This window comes from Fibrobacter sp. (genome assembly GCA_017503015.1).
In the GTDB taxonomy this organism is placed as follows: domain Bacteria; phylum Fibrobacterota; class Fibrobacteria; order Fibrobacterales; family Fibrobacteraceae; genus Fibrobacter.
In genome coordinates this window covers 15642-39606 of the sequence record JAFVTX010000057.1, presented here as the reverse complement: position 1 = coordinate 39606, position 23965 = coordinate 15642, and the positions used below count along the sequence as shown (strand labels likewise).

Genomic DNA, 23965 nt, shown 5'->3' with positions numbered 1-23965 from the left:
CCAAGGCTACAGTATCAGCATCCCGTCGCCGTAGCTGAACAGTTTCATCTTGTTCTCTACAGCCATCTTGTAGGCGGCGAGAGTGTTTTCGCGGCCATAGAAGGCGGACACCAAAAGAATGAGGCTGCTCTTCGGCCAGTGGAAATTGGTCAAGAGGCCATCCACAATCTTGTAGCGATAACCCGGATAGAAGAAGGCATGGGTCACGCCCGATTGCGCCTTTACGATTCCGTTGGCATCGGCTATGGTTTCCACTACACGGGTGCTGGTGGTGCCGACCGTCACGATACGACCGCCTTCCCGTTTTGCCTTGTTGATAATCTCGGCATTTTCCCTGGTCAGCTCGTAATGCTCGCCGTGCATCTTGTGCTGGGTAAAGTCTTCCACCGAAATATTCTGGAAGGTTCCAGGTCCCACATGCAAGGTGACTTCGGCAACGTAAACGCCCTTCGCTTTGAGGGCTTCGAGCATTTCTTCGCTGAAGTGGAGGCTTGCCGTAGGGGCGGCCACGGCGCCCGAATACTTTGCAAAAATCGTCTGGTAGGCCAACTTATCGTCTTCGTCATCGGGGCGGTCAATGTAGGGCGGCAGCGGAACGTGGCCTTCACGGTTCATCACCGCTTCCAGTTCCACCGGAGTTACCGCAAAACGGAGCACCCGGGCGCCGTCTTCCTTGATGTCTTCCACAACGGTCTTGACACCGGCGATTTCAAGTTCGCGACCAATCTTGAAAGCCTTGCCGGGGCGAACCTGGGCCTCGTAGCGAGCCTCTCCGTTTTCTGCAGGAATCAGCGCCTGCACCAGGAGGGTTTCCACTTCGCCGCCATGGAGGGTGTGACCGTAGAGGCGGGCCGGAATCACCTTGGTATTGTTCACCACAAGGCAGTCACCGGGGCGGAACAGCTCCACAATTTCGGGGGCCTTCATAATGTGGCGTTCACCGCCGTCCTTGGGACAGTGCAATATGCGGGTCTTGCCCTTGCCTGCCGTGCGGCTTGCAATCAGTTCCTTCGGGAACTCGAAATTGTAATCCGAAAGTTTGTGTTCCGATTCCATCGAGCTACGTCCCTTTCCGTCAGTCTTCCATTTCGGACAAGGTCTTCTTCAGCAGGTCCTTCATTTCTTTTTTCAGGGATTCCGGCTTCAGGATTTTCACGTCCGGCAAGACGCCCATAAGCCAAGCCTTAAAGTCGGGCGTAATGCGGAGTTTCAGGTCCACCACGTCGTTCCTGTTCTTGTCCTTGCGCACAACCGCAGGCGGATTGAAATGGGACTTTTCGAACTGGGTCTTGAGCCAGTCGTTATTGCTGGAGCGAATCTGCAGGGAAATATCCTGGGGCGCAATTTTTGGGTCTATATATTTCCCATAGGCATACTTGTAATAACTCTGCTCGTCAAAAAAGATTCCGCTTTGGGCCAACTTGTTGGTGACCGTAATGTTCATCACGTTTTCCAGCATGTACATCTTCAAGATACCCGTTTCCGCAAAGGTATCGTCTGCGCCGATAATGTAAACCGTGTCCATGCGCATCACCACCTTCACGGGGCTAATCTCGATGGTTTCGTCATCTTTTTTCTTGGTGCCGTGGTGGTAGGCGATACGGATTTTCACACCGCTGTGGATAGCGTCCAGCACCTTGTTCACGTACAGGTCCTGAATCTTGTTGTCGCTCCAGGGGCCATAATCCATAATCAAGTCCTTGTCCGTAGTGATAGCCTCGGGCCTGAATTCATCGGGATTGGTGGTCTGCATGGCGGCAATCAGTTTGTCCACCAGCTTACGATTTTTCATATCGCTGGGAGATTTTCCCGTCATGTTCTTCTTGATTTTTTCAAGCTGCTTTACGGATTCCTGATTGAAGGAAACCTGCTCGTTCACTTGAATCTTGAACGCGGTCTGGCCCAGGCTATTCTTGCCTTTACGGAGCCCGCAGTTTTCGCCCCGCAGGTATTCCAGATAGCGGAATGCCGTGCGAGGACCGCGCCCGATATGGGTCGCAATTTCTTCTACGGTCCTGTATTCTTTCAGCAGGGCCTTTACATCGTTGATTTTCTCGTATCCTTTTCCAGCCATATCGACCTCTTTGTTTAAACTATCCTCAGCCTGTTTTCAATAGACGTACTCAGCACGCGCCTTGCCACGCAGAACATGGCCAGCTGTTTCTGGATCATGGAATGAACCTTTCCTTCCAGCAAAAATTTATCATCTACGTAATTCACGCGAATCAAGGAATCTCCCAGGCGGGTATTCATGGAAAGCTCATATTCCAGTTCCTTACAAACCTTGGTATTTTCCATTTCGTCCATAGGAATCGAATTAATTTTCACGTCCAAGTCCTGCACGCCCGGAAATTCCGCAATCTTGTTCTCGATTTCTTTGGGGAAATATTCACGAACGCAGTCCAGAGACACCTGCACGCGCCCCTGTTCCACCTGGACCCTATAGTTAAAAATCTTAAGGCCCGGGGTTTCCAGGAGGGAAAGAATTGCCTTTTCAATCTGCTCGTCCGAAGTGTAGGATTCCGCACTGATTTTCATAAAGTCAACGCAGCCCCGAACCCTCTGCATGCCGTTGACGCAGGCCCTGATGGCACGCTTTACGGACAAATTCTTCACAAGGCCGTCGAGATACACAATCCCCTGCCCCACCGTCACCGAGACTCGGCGGGAATCCTCCGGAAAAAACTGCATCAGCTTGTTGCGGGTCATGTCCGAAAGTTTTGCATTGGGCAGGTTCTGTATGGCCTGGGGCAGCGTAATGAACAGCAGGCTTTTGTCTTCCATCTGCACGGCCAGCTTGTCCTTTTCGCCGTCGTTCACATACCCTACCGCCACGCCGAACATGTCCCGAATGGCGTGATACACATGGTCGCCGATAAGCGTCAAGGCGCTCTGGGCCGGAAGCAGCCGATACCCGCCCGGCGCTACCTCCGACTCCACATGGCACTTGGGGCATTCCACCTTTTCGTCCTTGGCGCCACCGTAGGTAAGCACGTAAATTTCCTTGTCGTGAGTCTGGAAACAACTCTTGACCAACCCCGGCTTCACACCACCCTTGAAAAACAACCAGTTCCCGGGCTGGATTCGGTTGTGCCCGTAAATCTTCGTGTAGTCCGCATGTTCCACGCTTGTTCCAAAGCTAAACTCGTTGGAAAAGCAGATGATGACATTCTGGCACGCTTCGCACGAACACAGAAGCGGAATTTTCGGTTCCATGCCACCGTGGGTAGAATAGGGTTCCCGCGCAAATATCCCGTGCTCCGTTACCCGCTGGCAACGGCAGCAAAACATTTTCTGGGTCAGAAGTTTGTAGGGGAACTGTTTACGCATTTCTTGAGTTACTAGTTAATAGTTACTAGTTACTAGGACAACTAACACCAAGATACATCTTGCATTAGGAATTCACTAGTAACTAGTAACTCAGAACTTTGAACTAATCCTTCATCAGCGGGAGGGCGACATCAATGCGGCGGAGCACTTCTTCCTTGCCGATGAGTTCGAACATTTCCCAGAGGCCGGGGCCAGCAGTAACGCCAGAGACAGCGAGACGCGGGGCACCGACGAGTTCACCCACCTTGTGGCCGCAACGTTCGGCCAGGTCGTAGAAACCCTTCTCGATGACAGGCGTCTTGAAGTCTTCAATGGAAGCGAGCATGTCGCGCACGAGGGTCGCCACTTCCTTGGAACCTTCGCCGAAGTGCTTCTTCGCACCCTTCTCGTCGTAGGTGGTCGGAGCAACAAAGAAGTACACGGCCATGTCGGCCAAATCCTGCACAAAGTGGGCACGGGGCTTGAGCTGCTTCACGATTTCGTCGAGGCGTTCTTCCGGTTCCTTCGAGAGGTCGATACCCTTCGCAGCCAAGCCTTCCTTCATGATATTCTTGAGGAAAGCGTCGTCGCACAGGTGGATGTGCTGGCCGTTCATCCACTGCAATTTCTTTTCGTCGAAGCTGGCAGACTTCGGGTTGATGCGTTCCAGTGTAAAGCTTTCCACCATTTCCTTGATGGTCATGACTTCACGGTCGTCGCCCGGGTTCCAGCCCAGGAGAGCGAGGTAGTTCACGAGCGTTTCGGGCAGGTAGCCGAGGTCGCGGAAATCGCCCACAGAAGCAGCACCCTTGCGCTTAGAAAGCTTACCGCCGTTCTTGTCGAGAATCACCGGCAGGTGGCACCATACGGGCGGCTGCCAGCCAAAGGCCTTGTAAAGGAGTTCATGCTTCGGCGTGGAGCTGATCCATTCGTCGCCGCGGAGCACGTGGGTCGTTCCCATCAAGTGGTCGTCCACGACGCTTGCAAAGTGGTACGTCGGGTATCCGTCGCGCTTGATAAGCACCAGGTCGTCCAAAAGTTCGTTCTGGTAGCTGATGTGACCGCGAATCATGTCGTCGAATTCGGTAACACCCGTTTCCGGCACCTTGAAGCGGATCACGGCCTTTTCGCCGGCGGCAATGCGGGCTTCGGCTTCTTCGCGACTAATGTTACGGCAGTGGCGGTCGTAGCCGGTAACCGGCACGTGGCTCTTTTCCTGTTCGGCGCGGACTTCCTGCAGGCGCTCTTCGGAGCAGAAGCAATAGTAGGCGCAACCCGCATCCAAGAGTTTCTTGATTTCACGGTGGTAAATGTCCAGGCGTTCGCTCTGGAAGTACGGACCGCAGTCGCCTTCGCAACCCGGACCCTCGTCCCACTGGAGTCCAAGCCACTTGAGGTCGCGCATCAAGTCGTGCAATGCAGTTTCGTTGTAACGCTTGCGGTCGGTATCCTCGATACGCAGGTAGAACGTGCCACCCATGTGCTTGGCAAAAAAGTAGTTGTAAATAGCGGTACGCGCACCGCCCACATGCAGGTAGCCCGTGGGGCTCGGGGCAAAGCGTACTCGGACAGGACGGTTAGAACAGCAATTTTCGCACATAATTTCCTCTTATAAAGCTCAAATATCCCGCGCAACTCTGCGCAGGAGTTTTCCGTGTCAAAAAATAGCAATTTACACAAGATCCATTTTCAGCAGGTTCGCATCGCATTCTATGTTAGCGCCTACTTTTTCGTTTTTTAGAAAACTCCAACGAATGTCTTTGGGGATACAAGTTCCCAACTTCCGGAGCTTGCTAAGGGTTGAAGGTTCAACGGCGCAGTAACGCACCTCCGCTGTAGCGGGGGTGCACCATTCCTATTTGGAGTCGTAAATGAGCTCCGCCAGAGTCAGGTAAAGGATGTCGGGTTCCACAGGTTTTGAAAGATGGGCATTCATGCCGACCTGCAAGGATTTTTGCACATCCTCGTCAAAGGCGTTAGCCGTCATGGCAACAATAGGCACGGTCTTTGCATCGGGGCGGTCCAAAGCACGGATAGCTGCGGTGGCCTCCAGGCCATCCATTTCGGGCATCCGCACATCCATGAGAATAGCATCGTAATGATTATAATCGCTTTCCCTGAACATCTCGAGAGCGAGTTTCCCATTTTCGGCCAGGCCAACCGCCATCCCCCGCGCCTTCAGAATTTCCTTCATGATTTCGGCGTTAATGGCAATGTCTTCAGCAAGGAGGATGCGCCTTCCTTCTAGGCTCGCCCGTTTCTTTTCCCTAAGAATTCCCATATTATTGCGTCGGGCAATACGTTCAAACTCGTCCAACACACCCATGGCAAACAAGGGCTTTGAAAGAAAACTGTCTACTCCCGCATGCAGCGCGGTGTCCATAATTTCATCCCAGTTATATGCCGTAAGAATGATGACGGTGGTTTCCTTGTCGTAGCGTTCACGGATGCGCCTAGCTACCTCGATTCCATCCATGTCTGGCATTTTCCAATCGAGAAGCACCAGATTATAGGGTTCATGTTTTGCATGGTGAACCTCAAGCATGTGGAGAGCCTCTTCTCCGCTCAAGCTCGTATCCGACTTGACGCCCGCTTCCGAAAGTACGAGCCTTGCGTGCTCGCAGGCGATGGCGTCGTCGTCCACCACGAGAACGGACAAGTCCTTCGTCTGGATTTTCCCTATGGAGGGGAGAGCGTGTTCGCATTCCCTGAGAGTCACAACCACGGTGAAGGTGGAACCCACCCCTTTCTTAGATTCTACAGAAATGGAGCCATTCATCATCTCTACGATGTTCTTGGTAATCGCCATTCCAAGCCCGGTACTGCCGAACTTAGAGTTCCGCGTGGAATCTTCTTGCGTGAAGGAGTCAAATATCTTCGGGATGAAGGATTCTGAAATTCCTATTCCTGTATCCTGCACGGAAAATTTCAGCGTAGACTGGCCCTGGTACGAGGCCGTACACTCCACGTCAAGACGGATTTCGCCCAAGCGTTCCGTGAACTTGATGGCGTTGCTCAGGATGTTGATGAGCACCTGCTTCAGTTTCATCTCGTCGCCAATGAAGTAAGAGCCAACCTTCCCTTTCTGGTTGCATTGGAAGCGGATTCCCCTTTCGCTGCACTGCGTCATGACCAGTGTGTTTATCTGCTCCAACATGTCGTTCAGGGAAAACTCCTCGTTCCTGAGCATAAGCTTTCCACTTTCGATGCGGCTCATGTCCAAAATGTCATTGATGAGTCCTAGCAAGTGCCTTGCACTGCCTCCAATTTTTTCAAGATAGTCCTTAGTCTTGTCGCTTAGGGTCTCGTCACTGAGAGCAAGACTATCCAGGCCAATGATGGCATTCATCGGAGTTCTTATTTCGTGGCTCATGTTGGAGAGGAACGCCGTCTTTGCGGTGCTTGCCGATTCGGCTGCCGCCAGGGCCTCCGTTAGTGCCTTGTTCCTTGCCAGAGAGTCCCGCATTTCTTCGTCAATAACCGTAAGGCCAAGACCCACCGCATGGACAATTCCGTCCGTACGTTCTTCCGCTCCCTGCACGTCCGCGACGCGAATCATCTCGTAATATTCCTTGCCTGCGCGGTTCACTAGGTAACGATAAACGATCAGAGAGTCCTTCGCAAGTGCCCTGCGGATATTTTCGGGTTCGATAAAATTCAGGAATCCTTCACGGAAGGCTTCCGTCACATAGGTGTTTCCATAGTAGCGGAACCGTTCGAGATAGGGGAAACGGACCCCTTCCGCATGCTGGTCTTTGTCGCTTGCGTCTGCACGGTAACACACCGCTTCGTCGGCATCAAGATTCACATGATAAATACTGCGGTAATCAGAAGCCATGGCCGTTATCATGTTATCCAGCTGTTCGCGGTGGTGCCGTTCCTGCAAAAGGGTTTCTTGTAATTCAAGCCTCGCTTCCAGTTCCTGCTGATGGGCTTCTGCTGATTTTATGCGGGTCATTTCCGTCACATCCACGCACATACCCAAGGTGCAGAGCCTGCCCGAAGAATCCTTGAACTTCATCTTGGTTGTCTGGAGGTTGCGGATTTCTGTCCCCACCGCGTTGGGAACATCCTCGAAGAACACGTAGGGCTTGTCCATTTCAAGCGCCTTGCGGTCGTCCTCAGCAAAATGCGCCGCCGTCACGGGGTCAAAAATTTGGTAATCCGTAAGTCCGATAACACCGTCGGGATTTTCCTTGTTGGCGTATTCGGCGAAGGCCTGGTTACAGGCGAGGTACTTGCCGGTAAGGGCATCCTTCGAAAAACTCAGGGCCGGCATGTTCGAAAGAAGCGAAGTTACCGAGCCCATAAGTTCCGCCAGTTCCGCAGCGGATTCCACCCGTTCCATGAGCCTTCGGTTTTCAGCCTTGGCGGCTTCGGCCTCCAGGAGTTTTCTCCGGGTTTCCTCTTCTTCGCGGACTTCAGAATCTACATCCCTAAAGCCCGCAACAATCCCGGTTTTGCCGTTGGGCAGCTTCACCTGCATAAATTCGATACGGTAATACCGTTCTTCATTACCGATGATTCGCCTGAAACTTTCTGTGAACATGTGGTTGTCACTGGTACACTCCTTGAGATTTTCAAGGGTCAGTTCCCTGCGGAGGCGTTCCCGGTCTTCTTCCACGACAAAGTTGTCAATGTAGTTTCTCTTGGCATCTTCGTAATCCAAAAGTTCCAAAGCTTCGCGGGTGGGCCTTGCATGAATGCTCTCGCCCTTCGTCTCGCCACGGAAAAGCGAAAAACTCCCCGTGGCAATGTCATTAATGAGCCACACCGCATTGTAGCTTCTGCTAAGGGCTTCGATAACCGCTGTCCGGACGGCCTTGTCCGTTTCCATTTGCATCCGTTTTTCGGTAATGTCCGAAATAAACACGTAATAGAGGCCGCCATAGACGTCGGATTCCACGTAGTGCCCATAGTCGTCTATCCAGCGAATTTCTCCATCCTTGCGGACAATGCGGTACTCCACATAATCCAGATTCCCCTGACTTTTTTTTATTTGCTCCACTATGGATGCCGAAATCTTTCCATAGTCTTCGGGGTAAAGCATTCCCTTGAAGGTGTAGCCGGTCAGGGCCTTGAATTCTTCCAGGGTCTCGCAACCGAAAATTCGAAATACCGCCTTGTTGGCATAAAGCAGTTCCTCGTTCCCCGTGGCCTTGTATATAAAAAAACCGCCGGGCATGTCGTTTCCAATCTGCTCGATAACTTGCAGGGACTGTTCGCTCAAAGGAAGGTGGTGTCCGAACATAGGGGCCTCTCAGTCTTTTATTGGTAAAATAATAAAAAAACAGAGAGCAAGCAAAATCTTTTTTTCTAAATTTGCTCGCGCCCATTTCGCGCCACACTCATAGAAACCGCCTTGAAGGAGATTGCTATGGCAACCCTAAATTCCATCCTTGATACCATCGACGGCTACGTGTGGGGTATCCCCCTTATCGTCGTCATCCTGTTTGTAGGTATCTTGCTCACCTGTCGCCTGGGTGTACTCCAGGTCACAAACCTGGGCAACGCCCTGCGCTACATGCTCAACAGCGAAAAAGAAGGCCAGGGAGAAGTTTCAAGCTTTGCCGCCCTCTGCACGGCTCTTGCGGCAACGGTAGGTACCGGAAATATCGTTGGCGTGGCTACCGCTATCGGGACAGGCGGTCCGGGAGCCCTTTTCTGGATGGAAGTGGCCGCATTCTTTGGCATGGCCACCAAGTATGCCGAAGGTCTTTTGGCCGTCAAGTACCGCAAGGTGGCTAGCGACGGAAAAGTTCTAGGAGGCCCCTTCTACTACATTGAAACCGGCATCAAGGAACGTTTTGGCTTTAACTTCAAGTGGCTAGCCGTGCTGTTCGCCATCTTCGGCGTGCTTGCCGGACTTTTGGGCATCGGCACCATCACCCAAGTAAACGGCATCACCTCGGCAGTAGCAACAGTATTTCCCTCCCGAGAATTCGTGAACATCGATGGTAATTCCGTCTCCGTATCCACCGCCATTGCAGGCCTCCTGTGCGCAGGCTTTACGGCCATGGTCATCATCGGCGGGCTCAAGCGTATCGCGAAAGTCTCTCTTTATATTGTGCCCCTCATGGCCATCTTCTACATTCTTTTCTGCCTACTAATTCTCGGTTTCAATTTCTCTAAAATTTCTAGCGCTATCGAAATGATTATCCAGGCCGCATTCAACCCTAGCGCCGTTACCGGCGGCGTGGTGGGCACCATCTTTATCGCCATGCAAAAGGGTATCGCCCGCGGCATCTTCAGCAACGAGGCGGGTCTCGGTTCTGCTCCCATCGCCGCTGCCGCAGCAAAGACCAAGGAGCCTGTCCGTCAGGGACTGGTCTGCATGACGGGGACCTTCATTGATACCATCGTCATCTGCTCCATGACAGGCCTTGCCATCGTGGTGACCGGAGCCTGGACTCCCGAACTTGGACTCCAGGGCGTGAACATTACCATGGAAGCTTTTGTCCGCGGGCTTTCGAATCTGCCCGCCGGTTCAAGTGTCGCTCCCTACATTCTCACCGCCGCCCTGGTATTCTTTGCCTTCACCACTATTCTCGGCTGGGCCTATTATTCTGAACGTTGCCTAGAATACCTGGTGGGCCGTGGCAAGAAAGGAGCCATTCTCACTTTCCGCTGGTTCTATGTAGCGGCCGTGTTTATTGGCCCCTATCTCACGGTGAGTGCCGTGTGGACCAGTGCCGACATTTTCAACGGACTCATGGCCTTCCCGAACCTGGTGGCCCTTATCCTCCTGAGCGGGGTCGTCGCCCGGGAAACCAAGAAGTTCTTCGAAAAACTTGAGGGGAAAAAGAACTAGCCGAATTAAAGGCTCAGCATCTCGGCGATTTCAGGACCGATAAGGCCGTCCTGCATGGTCATCGAGAGAATGCGCTGTTCTAGTTCGCTTGGCGGGTCCATTGGGCCCGCATTTTTTTTGTCCGAAGCATCCGCAGCTTCACGCACCAGAAGTTCCCCCAGTGCCCCGTGCAAAGCGAGGGACGCGTCGATATATTTCAGGTGGGTCGGTTCTTCTAGAATGAAGTTCAGGGGTTTCTTTTCGGCAAGCACGCGACCTGCAGGAACACTAGAGCCATATTCGTCTTCGACACCCATGTTGGCGAGCACCGCTTTCGAAGAGAGCAGAGCCGCCGTCAGCTCCGGCCGGTCAAGGGCACCCTTCACGCCGGTAGCCGTCACCACAAAGTCGGCAGCACTCACAAGAGCTACAACCGATTTCAGGTCGTTGCAATCCGCAACAGGCACGTCGTTTGCATCCAAAAAAGGACTAACGCCGCGAGCCTTATCCGTTACCACCTGCACGTGAGCGCCTTCCCGCAAGAGTTGCAGAACGATTCCCTGCCCTACCTTGCCGCTCCCGAACACCACAAAACTTTTTCCTGCAAAAGCCGCACCGGCACCACCGGCATCTGCGCCATTTCGACCAACATTGCCGTAGCCCAGCTGCAAAAGGGCCCGCACATAACCTTCCCCGGTCCCGAGGCTGGTCTCGATACGCTTGACGATTCCGCTGTCCGCCACATACACCGGCTTTTCGCTGTTCTCGTAAAACTGCACACCGCTGCGGGTAAGTTCCACAAAACCATATTTCGGATGGCATACCGAAAACTGGCCCGCGCAATCCAGAATCAGGTCGAAACCTTCGCCACGGGACTCCGCCTTCAAGGCGTCCTGCAGGCCAACCACCGGAATGTTCGATTCCCGCAGTAGAGCGACAACGCCAGAGTCACAAGGCATTTCGGCACCCGCGTCGGAATCGTTCGAAATACCTACCGAAAGATCAGCCCCGCCGGCCAATAGTGCACGGTACTGCACCAGCGTATTCCGGAACACGGGTGTCGCCGCCAGCACGCGCAGACCCGCAAAGGGCCTGGTTTCAAGCCATTCCTGCGCAAGGCCTGCAAGGGCGGGGTATTCCGACACCTCGTAGGTGTCGTCTATAATTTCGTCAAAAAGCATGATATGCCTATTATACAAATTTAACGAGACGTTGACCGCTGGAGTTTATCCCGCACTTGATGCGGGACGGGCATGACAAGAGAAAAAACAGTTATAAAATGTCAACCAAGACGGCCTAGCCCGAAAGCTTGTGGTTCACGTGGGCTTCCACCACGTTAATCACGTAGTCGCCCAGCTTTTCGCAGTCGTTGATCACGTCCATGTAGTGCACGCCCATCTGGTAGCTGTAGCGCTGGGCATTGATGTCGTCTATGTTCAACTGCTTGAGCATCTTGCGGTAGTCATTGATTTCGTATTCCATCATCAAGGTGGACTTCACATCGGCCTGGGGAGCGTCTTCGATGATATCCACCATCTGGGCCATGGACTTGTCGCAAAGCTTCATCATGCCTTCGATACGGCTGTACTGCTCTTCGGTAAAGTCGTCGGCACTCTGGAACTTGTGCCGTATAGCCCTGGACATGTTATAGATGGAATCGCCAATGCTCTCGATTTCAGAAATCTCCTTGAGCATGGACTGCAGCACCCGCTTACTTTCCGGGCTCAGGCGGCCTTCACTCACCTTGTTCAGGTAACCTGCAATTTCGATTTCCATCTTGTCGCTGATGTTCTCGTACTTCTCGATTCGGGCGAATAGCTTCGTGAACTCTCCCTCGTCCTTCATCTTGAGCAAGTCCGGCACAAAGCGGAACATCTTCAAAGTGCGTTCGGCAAACAGGTTGATTTCTTTACGGGCTTCGAACAGGGAAAGTTCGGCGGTACTCATGAGGCCAGCACTGATAAACTTGATGCTGAAATCTTCGCCATCTTCCTTTTCACGGATAATCTTGCAGATGATATTTTCCATGGGCTTGATGAACCAGATGAGGATCGCCACGTTGCAGAGGTTGAATGCCGTATGGAATCCGGACAGGGCGTAAGTCACCCGCACGCTGGCCTCGGCAATTTCTTCTTGGGTCTGGGGGACAAAGTTCGGGTCAAAGCCGACGATATGGCAAACCATGTTCACGAAGGGGTGGAAAACAATCAGTACCCACACCACGCCGAACACGTTGAAAAGCATGTGGGCCAGGGCCGCACGCCGAGCCTGAGTGCTAGCCGAAAGGGCGGCCAGGTTCGAAGTCACCGTGGTTCCAATATTTTCACCCATCACAAGGGCAATGCCCTGGTAAATCGGGAGCACCCCGCTACTGCAAAGAAGGAGGGTAATGGCCATGATGGCGGCAGAAGACTGCACACACATGGTAAGGACGCTTCCCAAAAGCAGGAACAACAAGGTGGACAGAATGCCCCAGTTGCCGCTGGCCGCAAAAAAGTCAATAACTGCCTGGTTGTGGGACAAATCCATGGCCACCGCATTTTCGCGTAGGGTGGTAAGCCCCAGAAACATGAAAGAAAATCCGAAAACAAATTCGCCGAAACTCTTGACGTTGCTTTTCCGCACATAGGAGAGGATAATTCCCAGGGCAAAGAAGGGCCACACGAAATTACTCATGTTGAACTGGAATCCGAAGATGGACATGATCCAGGCCGTGGCCGTGGTACCGATGTTCGCCCCCATAATAACAGGAATGGCCTGCTTAAGGGTAAGCAGACCAGCATTGACGAAACTGACGGTCATGACGGTAGTGGCAGTAGAAGACTGCACGGCGGCGGTAATAAAGGTTCCCGTAAGCAATCCACCGGCCCGATGCTTGGTCATAGTGCCAAGAAACGCACGAAGGTGTCCACCGGTAAGTTTCTGGAGGCCTTCACTCATGGTCTTCATGCCGAACATGAGGAGCGCGAGGCATCCAAGCATCTTGAGAATCATTAAGGTCATAGGTTTTTCCTATTCATTGGCGCCGCTTACCGGGGTCATCGTCGCTGCCTTTCAGCTAGTCCGGATTTGCATCGTAGAATCATTTGTTTCTAAATCTATACACAAAAATAGAAATCCCCCTTGAATCGTCAAAGGGGAACAACCTTATTTTTGGGTTAGAGAACGCTTATACGCAAGCAGTCTATCCAATTTCTGTAAAAAGCAAATCATTTCGTCTTTTTCTTTTGCTTGGCCGAAAGCCTCTTGAATTCGTCCCTGGCCTTTTTCATGTCGGCAAGGAACGCCTCTTCGGCATGTAAGCGGGCAAAAACCGCCGTAACCACGGCCTTGGAGGCCTCGATGTCACTTTGCCAGTGGTAACCCGCAATCACACGGCTCTGTCCCCATTCGTAGCCGTACTTTAGCAGTGCGTCTTGGGCCGCCGGATTGATTTCGGCAAGCAGGAGCGCCATGCCCCAGCCGCGAACAGTATGGCCCGAAGGATACGAGCCGTTAGTCAGGTGACTTTCTTCGGCACTTGGAATCAGGGTCGGCTCCTTGAGGCGGGCGTAAGGGCGCACCCTCATGTAGTGCTTCTTTGCAATGCGGGATGCAAGACGCATGGTGAATATCCCGCGCTTAAGCACGTTCATAATGGCGGGCGTGTTCTTTTCCGAAATTTCCATGCCAAAGGGTTCGCTGAACATTTTCGCCATCTCGGCTTCTTCTGTCACGGCCTGGGCGATGGCCAAATTTGCCCGAGCCGTATCAGTCTCCCGGACAGACTTTCCCCACTTATACTGCGCCATGTCGTAGGCAAATGCCGCCGAATTCGTGTCAGGCGGAGGCGGATAAAACTTGAGAGCGTTGGGCAAGGCATCACCTTCTACATAGGGCTTAGGGTCGTCAGCCGACCAGCAAAGAACAGCCCCCAGTAAAGCGACTACGAAAACAGATTTTTTGAACAAAGTCATTTTTAAAGATCCTTGAATCGAATCTACGCATGCGGCACTTGCCACAATGCGCCATTATTCATTTTTACTTTACCACAACGGCCTTGCCATTATGGTAATAGGTCCCCTTAACCGTAGGTTTGCCTTTCAGCAGGCGTCCCTGCAAATCGAACCAGCGATCCTCTCCCTGAGCGACAGGTGCAGAAACACTGCGGGGAAGCGCCATCGAAGCATCGCCATTCTCCGGCAAAGAGCTTCTAAGCGTATCGTGAGAAATTACCGGCAGCAGCGGCGAATCGTCCAGACTGCGACTGGAACTGCTCTGCTTTACGCTGGAACTGCTTTCCGCCGAAGCGGAACTGGAGCTATTTTCATTTTCCAAACTGGAACTTGACGCGGAAACAATGATCACATCTATATGGCTGGGTAAATCCTCCGCAAGCAAGGGAGCAACGGCCCCCAAGGCAAAAGCAAAACCAACAACACAAGACAGTCGCTTCATATACCGAAATATATATTTTATTCCAGGCAAGCGCAATCCTGCACAAACCCGCAAATTTGAGCCAAATCACACCAAACTGTAAACCATGGCTATTGCCTGGCTGGCAATACCTTCGCCACGACCCGTAAATCCCAGCTTTTCGGTGGTAGTTCCCTTGATTCCAATCTGTTTTATGTCCAGGCCAAGCACTCGGGCGATGTTCGCCTTCATCTGGTCCTTGTGAGGGTTCACCTTGGGCCGTTCGCACATCACAATACTGTCGATGTTCACGATTTCAAAACCGGCCTTGCGGACTTCTTCCCCCACCTTGCGGAGCAGTTCCAGACTGTCGGCTCCCTTGAAGGCCGGATCCGTATCGGGGAAGTACGTCCCGATGTCGCCCAGACCGGCAGCACCCAAAAGAGCGTCACTGATGGCATGCAACAGCACGTCGGCATCGCTGTGACCCAAGAGACCTTTCTCGTAGGGAATATCTACCCCGCCGATAATGCACTTGCGGCCTTCTACCAGTTTATGGACATCAAAACCGATTCCGGAGCGATAAACTTTTTCCATACTCACCTCAAGGGTTCCAATTACAGAAATTTTCCAGGACTTTCAGGCCCACGTCGCCGCTCTTTTCCAGATGGAACTGGGAGGCCACCAGGTTGCCTTTGCCGATAAGTCCCTGGAAGGTCTGAGTGCCGTAGGTGGTTTCAGCAAAGGCGTTCTCCGCAGGCACCACCGGATGATACGAATGCACGTAGTAGAAGTCCGAACCGTTCCGGATGCCTGCCATAATCGGGTGATCCTGGGTAAAGTTCACCTGGTTCCAGCCCATGTGAGGAATCTTCAGGCCCGGTTCGTCCTTGAACCGCACCGCACGCCCCGGAATGAGACCGAGGGTCTTCACGCCGCCGTCTTCTTCGCTTTTTTCCAGAATGATTTGGCAGCCAATGCAAATTCCCAGCACCGGGTTCCCGGCTTTTACCACAGTCTTGATGGCATCTCCGATACCCGTGCGGGTCAGGGTTTCCATGGCAGACGCGGCGGCTCCTACGCCCGGGAACACCAGGCGCGTCGCCCTTGCAATTTCATCGGCATCCCGGCTGAACTTTGCATCTACCCCGATACGGGAGAGTGCATTCATTACCGAAGTCAGGTTTCCGGCATTGTAATCCACGACGATTACACTCATAAACTTACTCCTTGCACCAGGGATAGTCCACCTGCAAGCGTGAACGGATATAGCTTGCCCGCAACGGGTAGTCCAGGGCGGCATCCATCTGCATCACCCCGACAACCCCATCCTTGGCTCGTGCTTCCAAATTAGAAATATCGTCCCAGTTCGTGTCGTGCTTGGTGGCCTTTCCACCTGTTGAATAACCTACGTCTGCAAGAATAGGCTTTTTCAGCGTGTCGTAAAGTTTTTTCCACGTGAGTTTGTTGGCGCTCCTGATTTTTTCAGAATTTGCTAAAGTACGTCCACCAGAAGTACTCACGTAATCCACCAAGGACATATCGAAATTGGAAAACCACTTTTCTAGCCCCATTGAATCCTTGTCGGAAACCCAGGGAGAAATATCTATGGCAATCTTGGCATCGGGCAAATAAGCCTTGATGGTATCTACAATCTGCTTGAAATAAACGCCCATCATAGAATCAGGAATGCCGCCATTTTGTTGTTCCTCTCCGTGATGGGCCACACTCTGTTCCGACGCCATCTCCGAATATTGATAAAAGTCTGGTTCAATCATCCAGATGGGCTCAAATTTTTCTCCTTCTTTCAAAAGAGACTTTACCTGTCTAGCCATTCCGGAGGCATACTGCTGATAACGATATAATATGGAGTCTGCAAAATTATTCCGAATCAAATCAGCACCATAGACGCACAATGACTTTTTTCCACGAGCCTTGGCCACGTCACAATCATCCATATCATGATCCTTGCCAAATTCGGCAATTACATAAGCATAAATCATAGGGGTGGCCTTTGTTTTCAAGCTCATTTTCACCATGCGTTGTTCAAAAGAGTTATACCAATCGTTGTCCCCCAGCCAAACAGAAACATAATCCAGTCCAGCGTAATAAATAGAATCCTCGTGAGAACTCTGCCAAGCCGCACCAAAATTAAACTTGCACGGATCAAAACCTCGCTTCACCGTTTTGACAGAATCCGTTGTCCACAGTCCATTTTCACAAACCTGGAAAATGACGCCTTCTTCTACCCAGCGGTAAGTACCATCTTCTGCAGATGCACATGGTTCAGAAACCTCTTGCGGATTATCCTGTTCAGGATTTTCTCCAGTTTCCATTTGCGTAGAAGATGCCTTGTCATCACCACAGCCATTCATTGCAGCAAGACAAAAAAACAAAAGGGCCAGGGGTATCAATTTCATATGTATCCTTTTTTTGCCCATCCACCGGCGCCAAAGATAGAATTTTTAGAAACTTAGAGACAGTTTACTGCCGTAAGAACCGTTATATGGATTGAATGAAGGTTCTAATCTAAACTCCAGTGCCTGAAGGCGGCTTGAATTGTAACGTTCCAGGGATTCCCGGTAACGTGCGGCACGGCGAAGTTTCGCACCGCCTACAATTTTGAGGGTTACACCTACACCAAAAACAACGCCCCCTGCTATGGCTACTCCATACCCCGTAAAAAACTCTAGGAATTCTTCGTCATTACAGCCATAATCGTCATTCCCACAGCGATCCTCCCCTTCAGCCGCATCAACCATCATGAGAACTCCAAGCAGCAAGCCAACTCCGCCACCAATCATCATGCCGTTTCCGACACGGCGTTTCTTTTCTCCAGAAAGGGTATAGCGTTCCACCAGGTTCTGGTAATAGGCGGCACTGTCTACGCCATCAACATATCCATTCGACACCGAAGTAGAAACCGGCTCAGGATTCTGCAACGTCGGTGCAGGGGCGGCAACAGGAGCAATCTTCGGAACAGTTCCCTTCTCGTGGATAAGCCCGATTGTGCGGCCCTGCTCGTCTATGACGTAGGTGGTATCCAGCTCCTGAGCCTGGGCTAGGAGCGTAAACAAAAGAACAAAAAAGCAAATCGCGATTTTCATGATAAGAAAGATAAAAAATACAAGCAAACCCCGGCTCTAGACAACACAAGCATCAGGGATTTTATATATTCAGGATATGCCCAACGAAAACAATGACTTAAGCAACATCGATCTCGACGCCCTCGTGAACAACATGAGTTCCATCAACAGCGAGGACTACTGGTTCACCAAGGTCGGTAAAATCGAGGAACACGACGAAAAGGCGCCAGAGAAACAACAAGGGCGGGCTTAGCCCTCCGAGCACAATTCCTTGGGCGACGTAGAGTTTTTACACGAACGCCGCTACTGGTTCAAAAAGTCCAAAGCTTCGCCCGCAAGTTCCACGCAGCGGTTGCACGGGATGACCTTGTTCGGGCGGATTTCGCTGCACTTGGTAAAATTCTGCGCACCGCGCCTGAAAAAGTCCTCGATGGCTTCGGCATGGTCGGGCTGCATCATTTTTGCCGCATAGAGCGCGCCGCACTGGCCGTTCGGAGCCTTGCCGCCACCGAAAGCACGGAACATCTCGGCGGCGTCCACCGCCTCCGCTTCGGACTTGCCTGTCGCGCGGGCATAACCGTAGGCTACCGACATGGCACAATTGCCACGATGTTCGGCATGAAAATTCTTTGAAAGTTCAGCAATGGACATAAATGCTCCCTATCGAAATTCCTACGAACCAATATACAATATTTCGTCAACATAAAGGGGATCCCCGCCTTGGTTCGACTTCGCTCACCACAAGACGCGGGGATGACAATGCAAAAAAAGAAACCCCCGCGCGAACGAGAGTTTCTAAAGGAGATCCCCGCCTTCGCGGGGATGACATTCCTGTGATTACTTGTCAGTAAGCACTGCAACACCGGGGAGGACTTTACCTTCCAAGAGTTCGAGGGATGCGCCACCACCCGTAGAGGTGTGGGTCACCTTCTTGTCGGCGCCGTACTTCTTGGCAGCCGTAGCGGTATCGCCACCACCGATCACGGTGATTGCGCCAGCAGCGGTAGCTTCGACGATAGCGTCAGCCATAGCCTTGGTGGCCTTTTCGAAGGCTTCGAATTCGAACACGCCTGCAGGACCGTTCCAAACGATGGTCTTTGCGGACTTGATAGCGTTCACGAAGAGCTTGGTGGACTCGGCACCCACATCGAGGCCCATCCAGCCAGCCGGAATGCCTTCGGCGTCAGAGACAGCCTTCGTGGCAGCGTCGGCAGCGAACTTGTCTGCAGCGATGTAGTCGACCGGGAGGATGATTTCCTTGCCTGCAGCCTTGGCCTTGGCCATCAGATCCGGAACCAGCTTGGCGCCTTCTTCGTCAAACAAAGAAGAACCGATTTCGATGTTGTTCAGAACCTTCTTGAAGGTGAAAGCCATGCCACCGCCGATGATGATCTTGTCGGCCTTGTCGAGGAGGTTGTTGATGAGTTGGATCTTGTCGGCGACCTTTGCACCGCCGAGGATGGCGAGGAACGGACGCGGAGGATTGTTGAGCACCTGGTCGAACGCCTTGAGTTCCTTGTTCATGAGGAAACCGGCAGCGCGCTGCGGAAGTTCAACACCAGTCATAGAGGAGTGGTCGCGGTGAGCGGTACCGAAAGCGTCGTTCACGTAGACGTCAGCGAGCTTGGTGAGGCTTGCGCGGAAGGCCTTCACGGCTTCCTTGCCGGCCTTTTCCTTAGTTTCGGTGCCATCGGCGTTCTTGATCTTGCGCTTGCCTTCTTCTTCGATGTGGAAGCGGAGGTTTTCGAGGAGGATGATTTCACCCGGCTTGATAGCGGCGCAGGCGGCTTCGACTTCCGGACCCACGCAGTCGGAGAGGAACTTCACCGGCTTCTTGATGAGTTCTTCGAGCTTCTTTGCAACCGGAGCGAGGGTGTACTTCATGTTCCTTTCGCCATTCGGGCGTCCCAGGTGGGAAGCGAGCACGACGGCTGCACCGTGATCGAGAGCGTACTGGATGGTCGGGAGAGCGGCTTCGATACGCTTGGTGTTGGTGATTTCGCCAGTCACCTTGTCCTGCGGAACGTTGAAGTCAACACGGATGAACACGCGCTTGCCGGCGAGTTCGAGATCTTCGATAGAGAGCTTTGCCATTATGGATTCCTCTTTTAGGGTTAAAATTTACGGGCTAAAAAGTAGAATTTTCGGTAAAAAAAGGCAATATCTACCCTAAAATAACCGCTGACGCCCCAAAAACAGGGTCTAAATGCTGTTTTGTCGCAATTTTTTAACATTTTCCGTTTTTTTTTATATATTTCAATGGGTATTTATTATTGGAGTGAAAAATGAAGCGTTCGTTTTTAGCGACGATATGTCTTTTTGTGGCCGCCGCCTTTGCCGGCCCCTACGATATTGAAGAATTTACCGCCCAGGACCCTGGGTCTCCGGACGAAGTCATCACCGCAGAATTCGGTGGCGAACTGAAAACCATTCCCGTCGAAGAAGTTTCCTCCCTCCAAGAGGGGCGCCTGGTGGTCCGCCAAAAGTTCACCGACCCCTTCGGCGAGCAGCCCACCGCCTACCAGATTTACCAGGGTAGCGCGGGCGACCTGAGTTCCATGTCGGCCCTGACCGCCCCCGAAGGTACGGACTACACAGCCCTGGTCAAGGCCAAGCTTTACCCCCGTCGCGGCATGCCTGCCACCGACGACGTGGAAAAGGTTTACTTCGACGGCAAGTCCGTGTTTATCCCGGGTGCCACTACCGCCATCGCCTTTATCAACGGCGACCCCATACAGCTCAAGTCCGCAACCGCCGATGCCGCCGCCGAAGACGCAGAATTTGCCGCCGCAGATGCTGGCGCTGGTCCGAAAGACGAAGAGGAAGAAGAGTGTGACGAAAATGACCCCGATTGCGAAGAAGAAGAGGAAGAAGACGAAGGCTACGACGTGGCCAGCGACGTTGACAACAGTGAAGCCGACAGCCGCGATGACGCCGCTTATGACGCATCCAGTGACGTGACCGACCGTTTCGGTATCGCTGACGAAGTCCGTTTCTGGTCTGCAGTTGGTCTTGCCGCCGTCTTCGTGGGTTCCGCCGTCATGGGCGTCATCCAGCACTCCAAGGCCAACGAGGCCAAGGACGCCTACGATGACCTGTCCGATGTCGAAGACCAGCTCCTCGGCGAAGTGGACAAGGCCTGTAACTTCGACGGCAAGTGCCGAGAGGCCATGATACAAAAGGCGGACCTGGGTAACGGCTATACCATCGCCGAGCTCCAGAAGCGCAAAAAGACCAACAAGAAGACCCAGGATTCCTACTCCACGGCCCGTAACATCTGGTTCGGCGTGGCTGGACTCAGCCTGACTGCCGCCATCGTGCTCTACGTATGGTAGTCAGTAGCGGCTGTATTTCTATAAAAGACCTGCAGTTCGACTGCATCATCGGGACGCTTCCCTACGAAAGGGAGGCCGTTCAGCCCGTGGTGCTAAACGTGGACCTGTGGTTGGACTTTTCACTTGCCGCCCGAAACGACGACCTGATTCACTCCATCGACTACGCCCAGCTGGCAGAACACCTACAAAAGTTTATCAAGGACAGCAAGTTCCAGCTGGTAGAAACGCTGGTGCTGGAAACCGCCAAATTCATTCTGGACCACTACCCCAAGACCCAGGCCGCGCAGGTATCCGTGTGCAAGCCAAACGCCATCCCCCAGAGCAAGGGAGCCATGGCCAGCATTAAGGTGACGAGGTAAACAAGGGCGATGTGAAATACGTAGTGTGAGATGTGTAATGAAAAATCTCACACCCCAAAGGGCCACTAGTCCAACCTCAGGCTCCTAATCCATAGATCCTAGCCCCTAGATCCTCTCATCCCCTAAACGCCCGGTACCGTAGCGCTTCGGCCAGGTCCGGAATTTCTACGGGCTCCGAATGGCGCAGGTCCGCAATGGTGCGGGCCACCTTCAGCAGGCGGTAATACCCCCGAGCGCTCAGGTTCATCTTGTCCGCAGAGGCGACGGCGAACTTTTCGGTCGCCCCATCCATCTGGGCAAAACGTCTTGCCGCTTCGGAATTCATGGCGGCATTGCAACGGAACGAAAGTCCGGCAAAACGCCTGCGTTGAATTTCCCGGGCGGCACACACTCGCTGGCGGATTTCCGCCGAAGTCTCGGCGCCTGACCCGCAGGCAAACTGGGACGTTTCTACCGGCGGCACGCTCACCTGGATGTCGATACGGTCCAGCAGCGGGCCAGATATTTTTTCCTGGTAACGCTTGCGGGCATCGGGCAGGCAGGTGCAGACCTTCTTCGGGTCCATAGAATACCCGCAGGGGCAAGGGTTCATGGCAGCCCCCATCATAAAGCGTGCAGGCCACACCACCGTTCCGCTGGCACGGCTCACCGAAATCTCACCGTCTTCCATAGGCTCCCGCAGAGCCTCCAGCACGCTACGGTTGAATTCCGGAAGTTCGTCCAAAAACAGCACGCCGTTGTGGGCAAGGCTCGCCTCGCCGGGCAAGAGCCGCGCACCGCCGCCCACCAGCGCCACCATGGAAGCGCTGTGGTGCGGCGTGCGGAAGGGGCGTAAAAGCACCGGACGAAACGACTCCATGTCGCCGGAGCGCCTGGCGCAAGAATGAATGCGGGTGGTCTCCAGAATTTCTTCGTCGCACATTTCCGGCAAGATTCCCGGGAGACACCTGGCGCAAAGAGTCTTCCCTGCGCCAGGCGAACCCACCAGAAGGAAATTGTGCCCGCCTGCGGCGGCCACTTCCAGGGCCCGCTTGACCCCTTCCATGCCCACCACGTTCTCGAAGTCGGGAACATCCAGTCCCGACGAAAACTTCTGCCGGTCAAGCCCCCTCGCCCGGCAAACAAGTTCTTCATTATTTTGTTCTAAAATGTCTATACATTCCTTAAGCGTGTCCGCACAGATATAACGCAGGCCCTCCACCAGGGATGCCTCCTGTTCGTTTTCCCTAGGGATTACCAGAATGGAATCCTTGTCGTGAATCAAATCCATAGCGATGGAAAGGACTCCCCGGACGCCCTTCAAGAGACCATCCAGGGAGAGCTCCCCAACAAAAACACACTTTTCCAAATTAGGAATGGACAACTCGTCGGTAGCGGTCAAGAGCCCAATGGCCAAAGGCAAATCCAGAGCGCTACCTTCTTTACGCAAATCCGCGGGTGACAGGTTTACGGTTGTCCGGAAACCTGTCACCACCTTGTCCACGGAACGTATCGCCGAAACGACTCGCTCCCTAGACTCTCTTACCGCATTGTCCGGGAGCCCCACCAGGGTAAAACCGGGCAATCCAAGCGCAGCATCAACTTCTACGCTTACCGGAATAGCCTTGATGCCCAACAAGCAATAAGAACGGATCCTTCGGAACATAACTATGCCACCGCGGCCTGGTATTTTTCCAGCACGCAATTCTCGATATGTTCACGAAGCTTGCGGGTAATCGGGTTGTAAATATTGCGGTAATCGTCGCCCTTGTAGAACGGGTCATTGGGGTAGCTCACGAACAGGCCGTATTCGCCGTCCATCACGCGAAGCCCACGCATGACCATCTGGTCGTTGAGCACCACCTGGGCAAGGCCCTTCATGTGGCCCATGCCGGCACCTTCCTTAAAAGGAAACACTTCCACCTTGGTTACCGCCAGGCAATCAAAGGAACATTCCTTTTCTTCTGTTGTCTTTTTCGTTTCGTTTGTATTAGCCATAAGGCCTCCTTTTGTTTGTTGTTCGGTAGCCCGCTAAATGCAAGAATCGTGCCAAAGGAGATTTTCGGCTTTTTTGACAAAATTTCGGCAGTGCCTAGATTTGACCAAGTGATTAATCATATATTTTAGTCACTAAAAAGGTGATTAATCATGCTGCTAAAACCGAATCTTGACTGGAAAGCCAACCAGGGAATCACCCTGCCCGCCGTCCAGGCCAACATCGCCTGCGCAGAGGGTTCTCTCCAGATAGAATTCCTGGTAGAAGAGCCCCTGGACTGTTTCCGCGCCGAAGTCCAAGAAGACAACTCCACCAGCTGGGAAGATTCCTGCGTAGAGATTTTCCTCAGGAACCCCAAGAATCCCGCGGAATATTTCAACTTCGAGGTGACCAGCCGGGGCTTTGTTCTGGCGGCACGGGGCACGGACAGGCAAAACCGGGAAAAGCTATCCGCAGACGCCCTCGCCAAAATCAAACGGGCAAAACAGTTGGCCAGCGTGGCAGGGAACCTGATTTGCTGGGGGATGACGGTCACCATTCCGCCGGAAATTTTCGGTCTGGAAACCTTCGAAGGCATCTCCCTGGAAGGAAACCTGTACAAGTGCGCCGACAAGGCCAAGACGCCCCACTACCTGAGCGCATTCCCCATAAATACCGAAAAGCCAGATTTTCACCGGCCCGAATTTTTCCAGAAAATCCTGTAAAACGCAACACCT

At 52.9% G+C, this 23965-nt stretch carries 22 protein-coding genes; 5 read left to right on the top strand and 17 right to left on the bottom strand.

Annotation, left to right across the window (positions count from 1 at the left end):
* Positions 1 to 6: 6 nt before the first annotated feature.
* The 5 genes from queA to IKB43_10730 all read right to left on the bottom strand — a co-directional run bounded on the left by queA (position 7) and on the right by IKB43_10730 (position 8560).
* Positions 7 to 1056, bottom strand: a complete 1050-nt coding sequence (queA, locus tag IKB43_10750; GenBank protein MBR2470604.1) for a tRNA preQ1(34) S-adenosylmethionine ribosyltransferase-isomerase QueA — start codon at positions 1054 to 1056, stop codon at positions 7 to 9.
* A gap of 19 nt (positions 1057 to 1075) precedes the next feature.
* Positions 1076 to 2074, bottom strand: coding sequence for a WYL domain-containing protein (locus tag IKB43_10745; GenBank protein ID MBR2470603.1), 999 nt, complete (start codon positions 2072 to 2074; stop codon positions 1076 to 1078).
* 14 nt (positions 2075 to 2088) lie between these two features.
* The gene (locus IKB43_10740) at positions 2089 to 3330 is read right to left on the bottom strand and encodes a BON domain-containing protein (GenBank protein ID MBR2470602.1); all 1242 of its coding nucleotides are present in this window, start codon (positions 3328 to 3330) and stop codon (positions 2089 to 2091) included.
* Between the two features lie 103 nt (positions 3331 to 3433).
* The gene (locus IKB43_10735) at positions 3434 to 4909 is read right to left on the bottom strand and encodes a glutamate--tRNA ligase (GenBank protein MBR2470601.1); all 1476 of its coding nucleotides are present in this window, start codon (positions 4907 to 4909) and stop codon (positions 3434 to 3436) included.
* Positions 4910 to 5164: 255 nt separating this feature from the next.
* Entirely contained in the window at positions 5165 to 8560 is a 3396-nt protein-coding gene (locus IKB43_10730) for a response regulator (GenBank protein ID MBR2470600.1), read from the bottom strand.
* A gap of 126 nt (positions 8561 to 8686) precedes the next feature.
* Here IKB43_10730 and IKB43_10725 point away from each other — a divergent pair, with 126 nt between their 5' ends.
* Complete coding sequence (locus tag IKB43_10725) at positions 8687 to 10120, top strand: sodium:alanine symporter family protein (protein ID MBR2470599.1); 1434 nt, start codon at positions 8687 to 8689, stop codon at positions 10118 to 10120.
* A 5-nt stretch (positions 10121 to 10125) separates the two neighbouring features.
* Here IKB43_10725 and IKB43_10720 read toward each other — a convergent pair whose 3' ends face one another.
* The 8 genes from IKB43_10720 to IKB43_10685 all read right to left on the bottom strand — a co-directional run bounded on the left by IKB43_10720 (position 10126) and on the right by IKB43_10685 (position 17601).
* A complete protein-coding gene (locus IKB43_10720) occupies positions 10126 to 11280 on the bottom strand; it encodes an adenosylhomocysteinase (protein ID MBR2470598.1) in 1155 nt (384 codons plus the stop codon).
* A gap of 115 nt (positions 11281 to 11395) precedes the next feature.
* A complete protein-coding gene (locus tag IKB43_10715; protein ID MBR2470597.1) occupies positions 11396 to 13102 on the bottom strand; it encodes a Na/Pi cotransporter family protein in 1707 nt (568 codons plus the stop codon).
* Between the two features lie 206 nt (positions 13103 to 13308).
* Positions 13309 to 14055 carry a phosphatase PAP2 family protein gene (locus tag IKB43_10710; GenBank protein MBR2470596.1) on the bottom strand — a complete coding sequence of 249 codons (747 nt, stop codon included), beginning with the start codon at positions 14053 to 14055 and terminating at the stop codon, positions 13309 to 13311.
* A 64-nt stretch (positions 14056 to 14119) separates the two neighbouring features.
* Entirely contained in the window at positions 14120 to 14536 is a 417-nt protein-coding gene (locus tag IKB43_10705; protein ID MBR2470595.1) for a hypothetical protein, read from the bottom strand.
* Between the two features lie 66 nt (positions 14537 to 14602).
* Positions 14603 to 15091, bottom strand: a complete 489-nt coding sequence (locus tag IKB43_10700) for a 2-C-methyl-D-erythritol 2,4-cyclodiphosphate synthase (GenBank protein MBR2470594.1) — start codon at positions 15089 to 15091, stop codon at positions 14603 to 14605.
* Between the two features lie 7 nt (positions 15092 to 15098).
* Positions 15099 to 15713, bottom strand: a complete 615-nt coding sequence (gene hisH / locus IKB43_10695; protein MBR2470593.1) for an imidazole glycerol phosphate synthase subunit HisH — start codon at positions 15711 to 15713, stop codon at positions 15099 to 15101.
* A gap of 4 nt (positions 15714 to 15717) precedes the next feature.
* Positions 15718 to 16914 (bottom strand): hypothetical protein, encoded by a 1197-nt coding sequence (locus IKB43_10690; protein ID MBR2470592.1) that lies wholly within the window; start codon positions 16912 to 16914, stop codon positions 15718 to 15720.
* Positions 16915 to 16959: 45 nt separating this feature from the next.
* Complete coding sequence (locus tag IKB43_10685) at positions 16960 to 17601, bottom strand: hypothetical protein (protein ID MBR2470591.1); 642 nt, start codon at positions 17599 to 17601, stop codon at positions 16960 to 16962.
* Positions 17602 to 17677: 76 nt separating this feature from the next.
* Here IKB43_10685 and IKB43_10680 point away from each other — a divergent pair, with 76 nt between their 5' ends.
* Positions 17678 to 17833: a hypothetical protein gene (locus tag IKB43_10680; protein MBR2470590.1), complete on the top strand. Its 156-nt coding sequence runs from the start codon at positions 17678 to 17680 to the stop codon at positions 17831 to 17833.
* A 50-nt stretch (positions 17834 to 17883) separates the two neighbouring features.
* Here the strand turns inward: IKB43_10680 and IKB43_10675 are convergent, their stop codons facing one another.
* Positions 17884 to 18231, bottom strand: a complete 348-nt coding sequence (locus IKB43_10675) for a hypothetical protein (protein ID MBR2470589.1) — start codon at positions 18229 to 18231, stop codon at positions 17884 to 17886.
* Positions 18232 to 18417: 186 nt separating this feature from the next.
* Positions 18418 to 19674 carry a phosphoglycerate kinase gene (gene pgk / locus IKB43_10670; GenBank protein MBR2470588.1) on the bottom strand — a complete coding sequence of 419 codons (1257 nt, stop codon included), beginning with the start codon at positions 19672 to 19674 and terminating at the stop codon, positions 18418 to 18420.
* 191 nt (positions 19675 to 19865) lie between these two features.
* On the opposite strand from pgk, the gene IKB43_10665 reads away from it, so the two are divergent.
* Together IKB43_10665 and folB are read left to right on the top strand one after the other, a co-directional pair.
* Positions 19866 to 20915 carry a hypothetical protein gene (locus IKB43_10665; protein ID MBR2470587.1) on the top strand — a complete coding sequence of 350 codons (1050 nt, stop codon included), beginning with the start codon at positions 19866 to 19868 and terminating at the stop codon, positions 20913 to 20915.
* Positions 20909 to 21274, top strand: coding sequence for a dihydroneopterin aldolase (folB, locus tag IKB43_10660; GenBank protein ID MBR2470586.1), 366 nt, complete (start codon positions 20909 to 20911; stop codon positions 21272 to 21274). Before IKB43_10665 ends, folB begins: the two co-directional genes overlap by 7 nt.
* Positions 21275 to 21389: 115 nt before the next feature.
* Here the strand turns inward: folB and IKB43_10655 are convergent, their stop codons facing one another.
* Positions 21390 to 22919, bottom strand: a complete 1530-nt coding sequence (locus IKB43_10655; protein MBR2470585.1) for a YifB family Mg chelatase-like AAA ATPase — start codon at positions 22917 to 22919, stop codon at positions 21390 to 21392.
* Between the two features lie 2 nt (positions 22920 to 22921).
* Entirely contained in the window at positions 22922 to 23251 is a 330-nt protein-coding gene (locus tag IKB43_10650; protein MBR2470584.1) for a SpoVG family protein, read from the bottom strand.
* A 150-nt stretch (positions 23252 to 23401) separates the two neighbouring features.
* On the opposite strand from IKB43_10650, the gene IKB43_10645 reads away from it, so the two are divergent.
* Positions 23402 to 23953, top strand: coding sequence for a hypothetical protein (locus IKB43_10645; protein MBR2470583.1), 552 nt, complete (start codon positions 23402 to 23404; stop codon positions 23951 to 23953).
* Positions 23954 to 23965 lie beyond the last annotated feature (12 nt).

What these genes read in the sequence shown, in the direction of transcription:
- IKB43_10735 (MBR2470601.1), bottom strand. Translation starts at nt 4,909, where the DNA reads ATGTGCGAAAATTGCTGTTCTAACCGTCCTGTCCGAGTACGCTTTGCC.
- IKB43_10690 (MBR2470592.1), bottom strand. Translation starts at nt 16,914, where the DNA reads ATGAAATTGATACCCCTGGCCCTTTTGTTTTTTTGTCTTGCTGCAATG.
- IKB43_10700 (MBR2470594.1), bottom strand. Translation starts at nt 15,091, where the DNA reads ATGGAAAAAGTTTATCGCTCCGGAATCGGTTTTGATGTCCATAAACTG.
- pgk (MBR2470588.1), bottom strand. Translation starts at nt 19,674, where the DNA reads ATGGCAAAGCTCTCTATCGAAGATCTCGAACTCGCCGGCAAGCGCGTG.
- IKB43_10665 (MBR2470587.1), top strand. Translation starts at nt 19,866, where the DNA reads ATGAAGCGTTCGTTTTTAGCGACGATATGTCTTTTTGTGGCCGCCGCC.
- IKB43_10715 (MBR2470597.1), bottom strand. Translation starts at nt 13,102, where the DNA reads ATGACCTTAATGATTCTCAAGATGCTTGGATGCCTCGCGCTCCTCATG.
- IKB43_10740 (MBR2470602.1), bottom strand. Translation starts at nt 3,330, where the DNA reads ATGCGTAAACAGTTCCCCTACAAACTTCTGACCCAGAAAATGTTTTGC.
- IKB43_10730 (MBR2470600.1), bottom strand. Translation starts at nt 8,560, where the DNA reads ATGTTCGGACACCACCTTCCTTTGAGCGAACAGTCCCTGCAAGTTATC.
- hisH (MBR2470593.1), bottom strand. Translation starts at nt 15,713, where the DNA reads ATGAGTGTAATCGTCGTGGATTACAATGCCGGAAACCTGACTTCGGTA.
- IKB43_10680 (MBR2470590.1), top strand. Translation starts at nt 17,678, where the DNA reads ATGCCCAACGAAAACAATGACTTAAGCAACATCGATCTCGACGCCCTC.
- IKB43_10720 (MBR2470598.1), bottom strand. Translation starts at nt 11,280, where the DNA reads ATGCTTTTTGACGAAATTATAGACGACACCTACGAGGTGTCGGAATAC.
- queA (MBR2470604.1), bottom strand. Translation starts at nt 1,056, where the DNA reads ATGGAATCGGAACACAAACTTTCGGATTACAATTTCGAGTTCCCGAAG.
- folB (MBR2470586.1), top strand. Translation starts at nt 20,909, where the DNA reads ATGGTAGTCAGTAGCGGCTGTATTTCTATAAAAGACCTGCAGTTCGAC.
- IKB43_10650 (MBR2470584.1), bottom strand. Translation starts at nt 23,251, where the DNA reads ATGGCTAATACAAACGAAACGAAAAAGACAACAGAAGAAAAGGAATGT.
- IKB43_10685 (MBR2470591.1), bottom strand. Translation starts at nt 17,601, where the DNA reads ATGAAAATCGCGATTTGCTTTTTTGTTCTTTTGTTTACGCTCCTAGCC.
- IKB43_10675 (MBR2470589.1), bottom strand. Translation starts at nt 18,231, where the DNA reads ATGTCCATTGCTGAACTTTCAAAGAATTTTCATGCCGAACATCGTGGC.
- IKB43_10710 (MBR2470596.1), bottom strand. Translation starts at nt 14,055, where the DNA reads ATGACTTTGTTCAAAAAATCTGTTTTCGTAGTCGCTTTACTGGGGGCT.
- IKB43_10725 (MBR2470599.1), top strand. Translation starts at nt 8,687, where the DNA reads ATGGCAACCCTAAATTCCATCCTTGATACCATCGACGGCTACGTGTGG.
- IKB43_10705 (MBR2470595.1), bottom strand. Translation starts at nt 14,536, where the DNA reads ATGAAGCGACTGTCTTGTGTTGTTGGTTTTGCTTTTGCCTTGGGGGCC.
- IKB43_10745 (MBR2470603.1), bottom strand. Translation starts at nt 2,074, where the DNA reads ATGGCTGGAAAAGGATACGAGAAAATCAACGATGTAAAGGCCCTGCTG.
- IKB43_10655 (MBR2470585.1), bottom strand. Translation starts at nt 22,919, where the DNA reads ATGTTCCGAAGGATCCGTTCTTATTGCTTGTTGGGCATCAAGGCTATT.
- IKB43_10645 (MBR2470583.1), top strand. Translation starts at nt 23,402, where the DNA reads ATGCTGCTAAAACCGAATCTTGACTGGAAAGCCAACCAGGGAATCACC.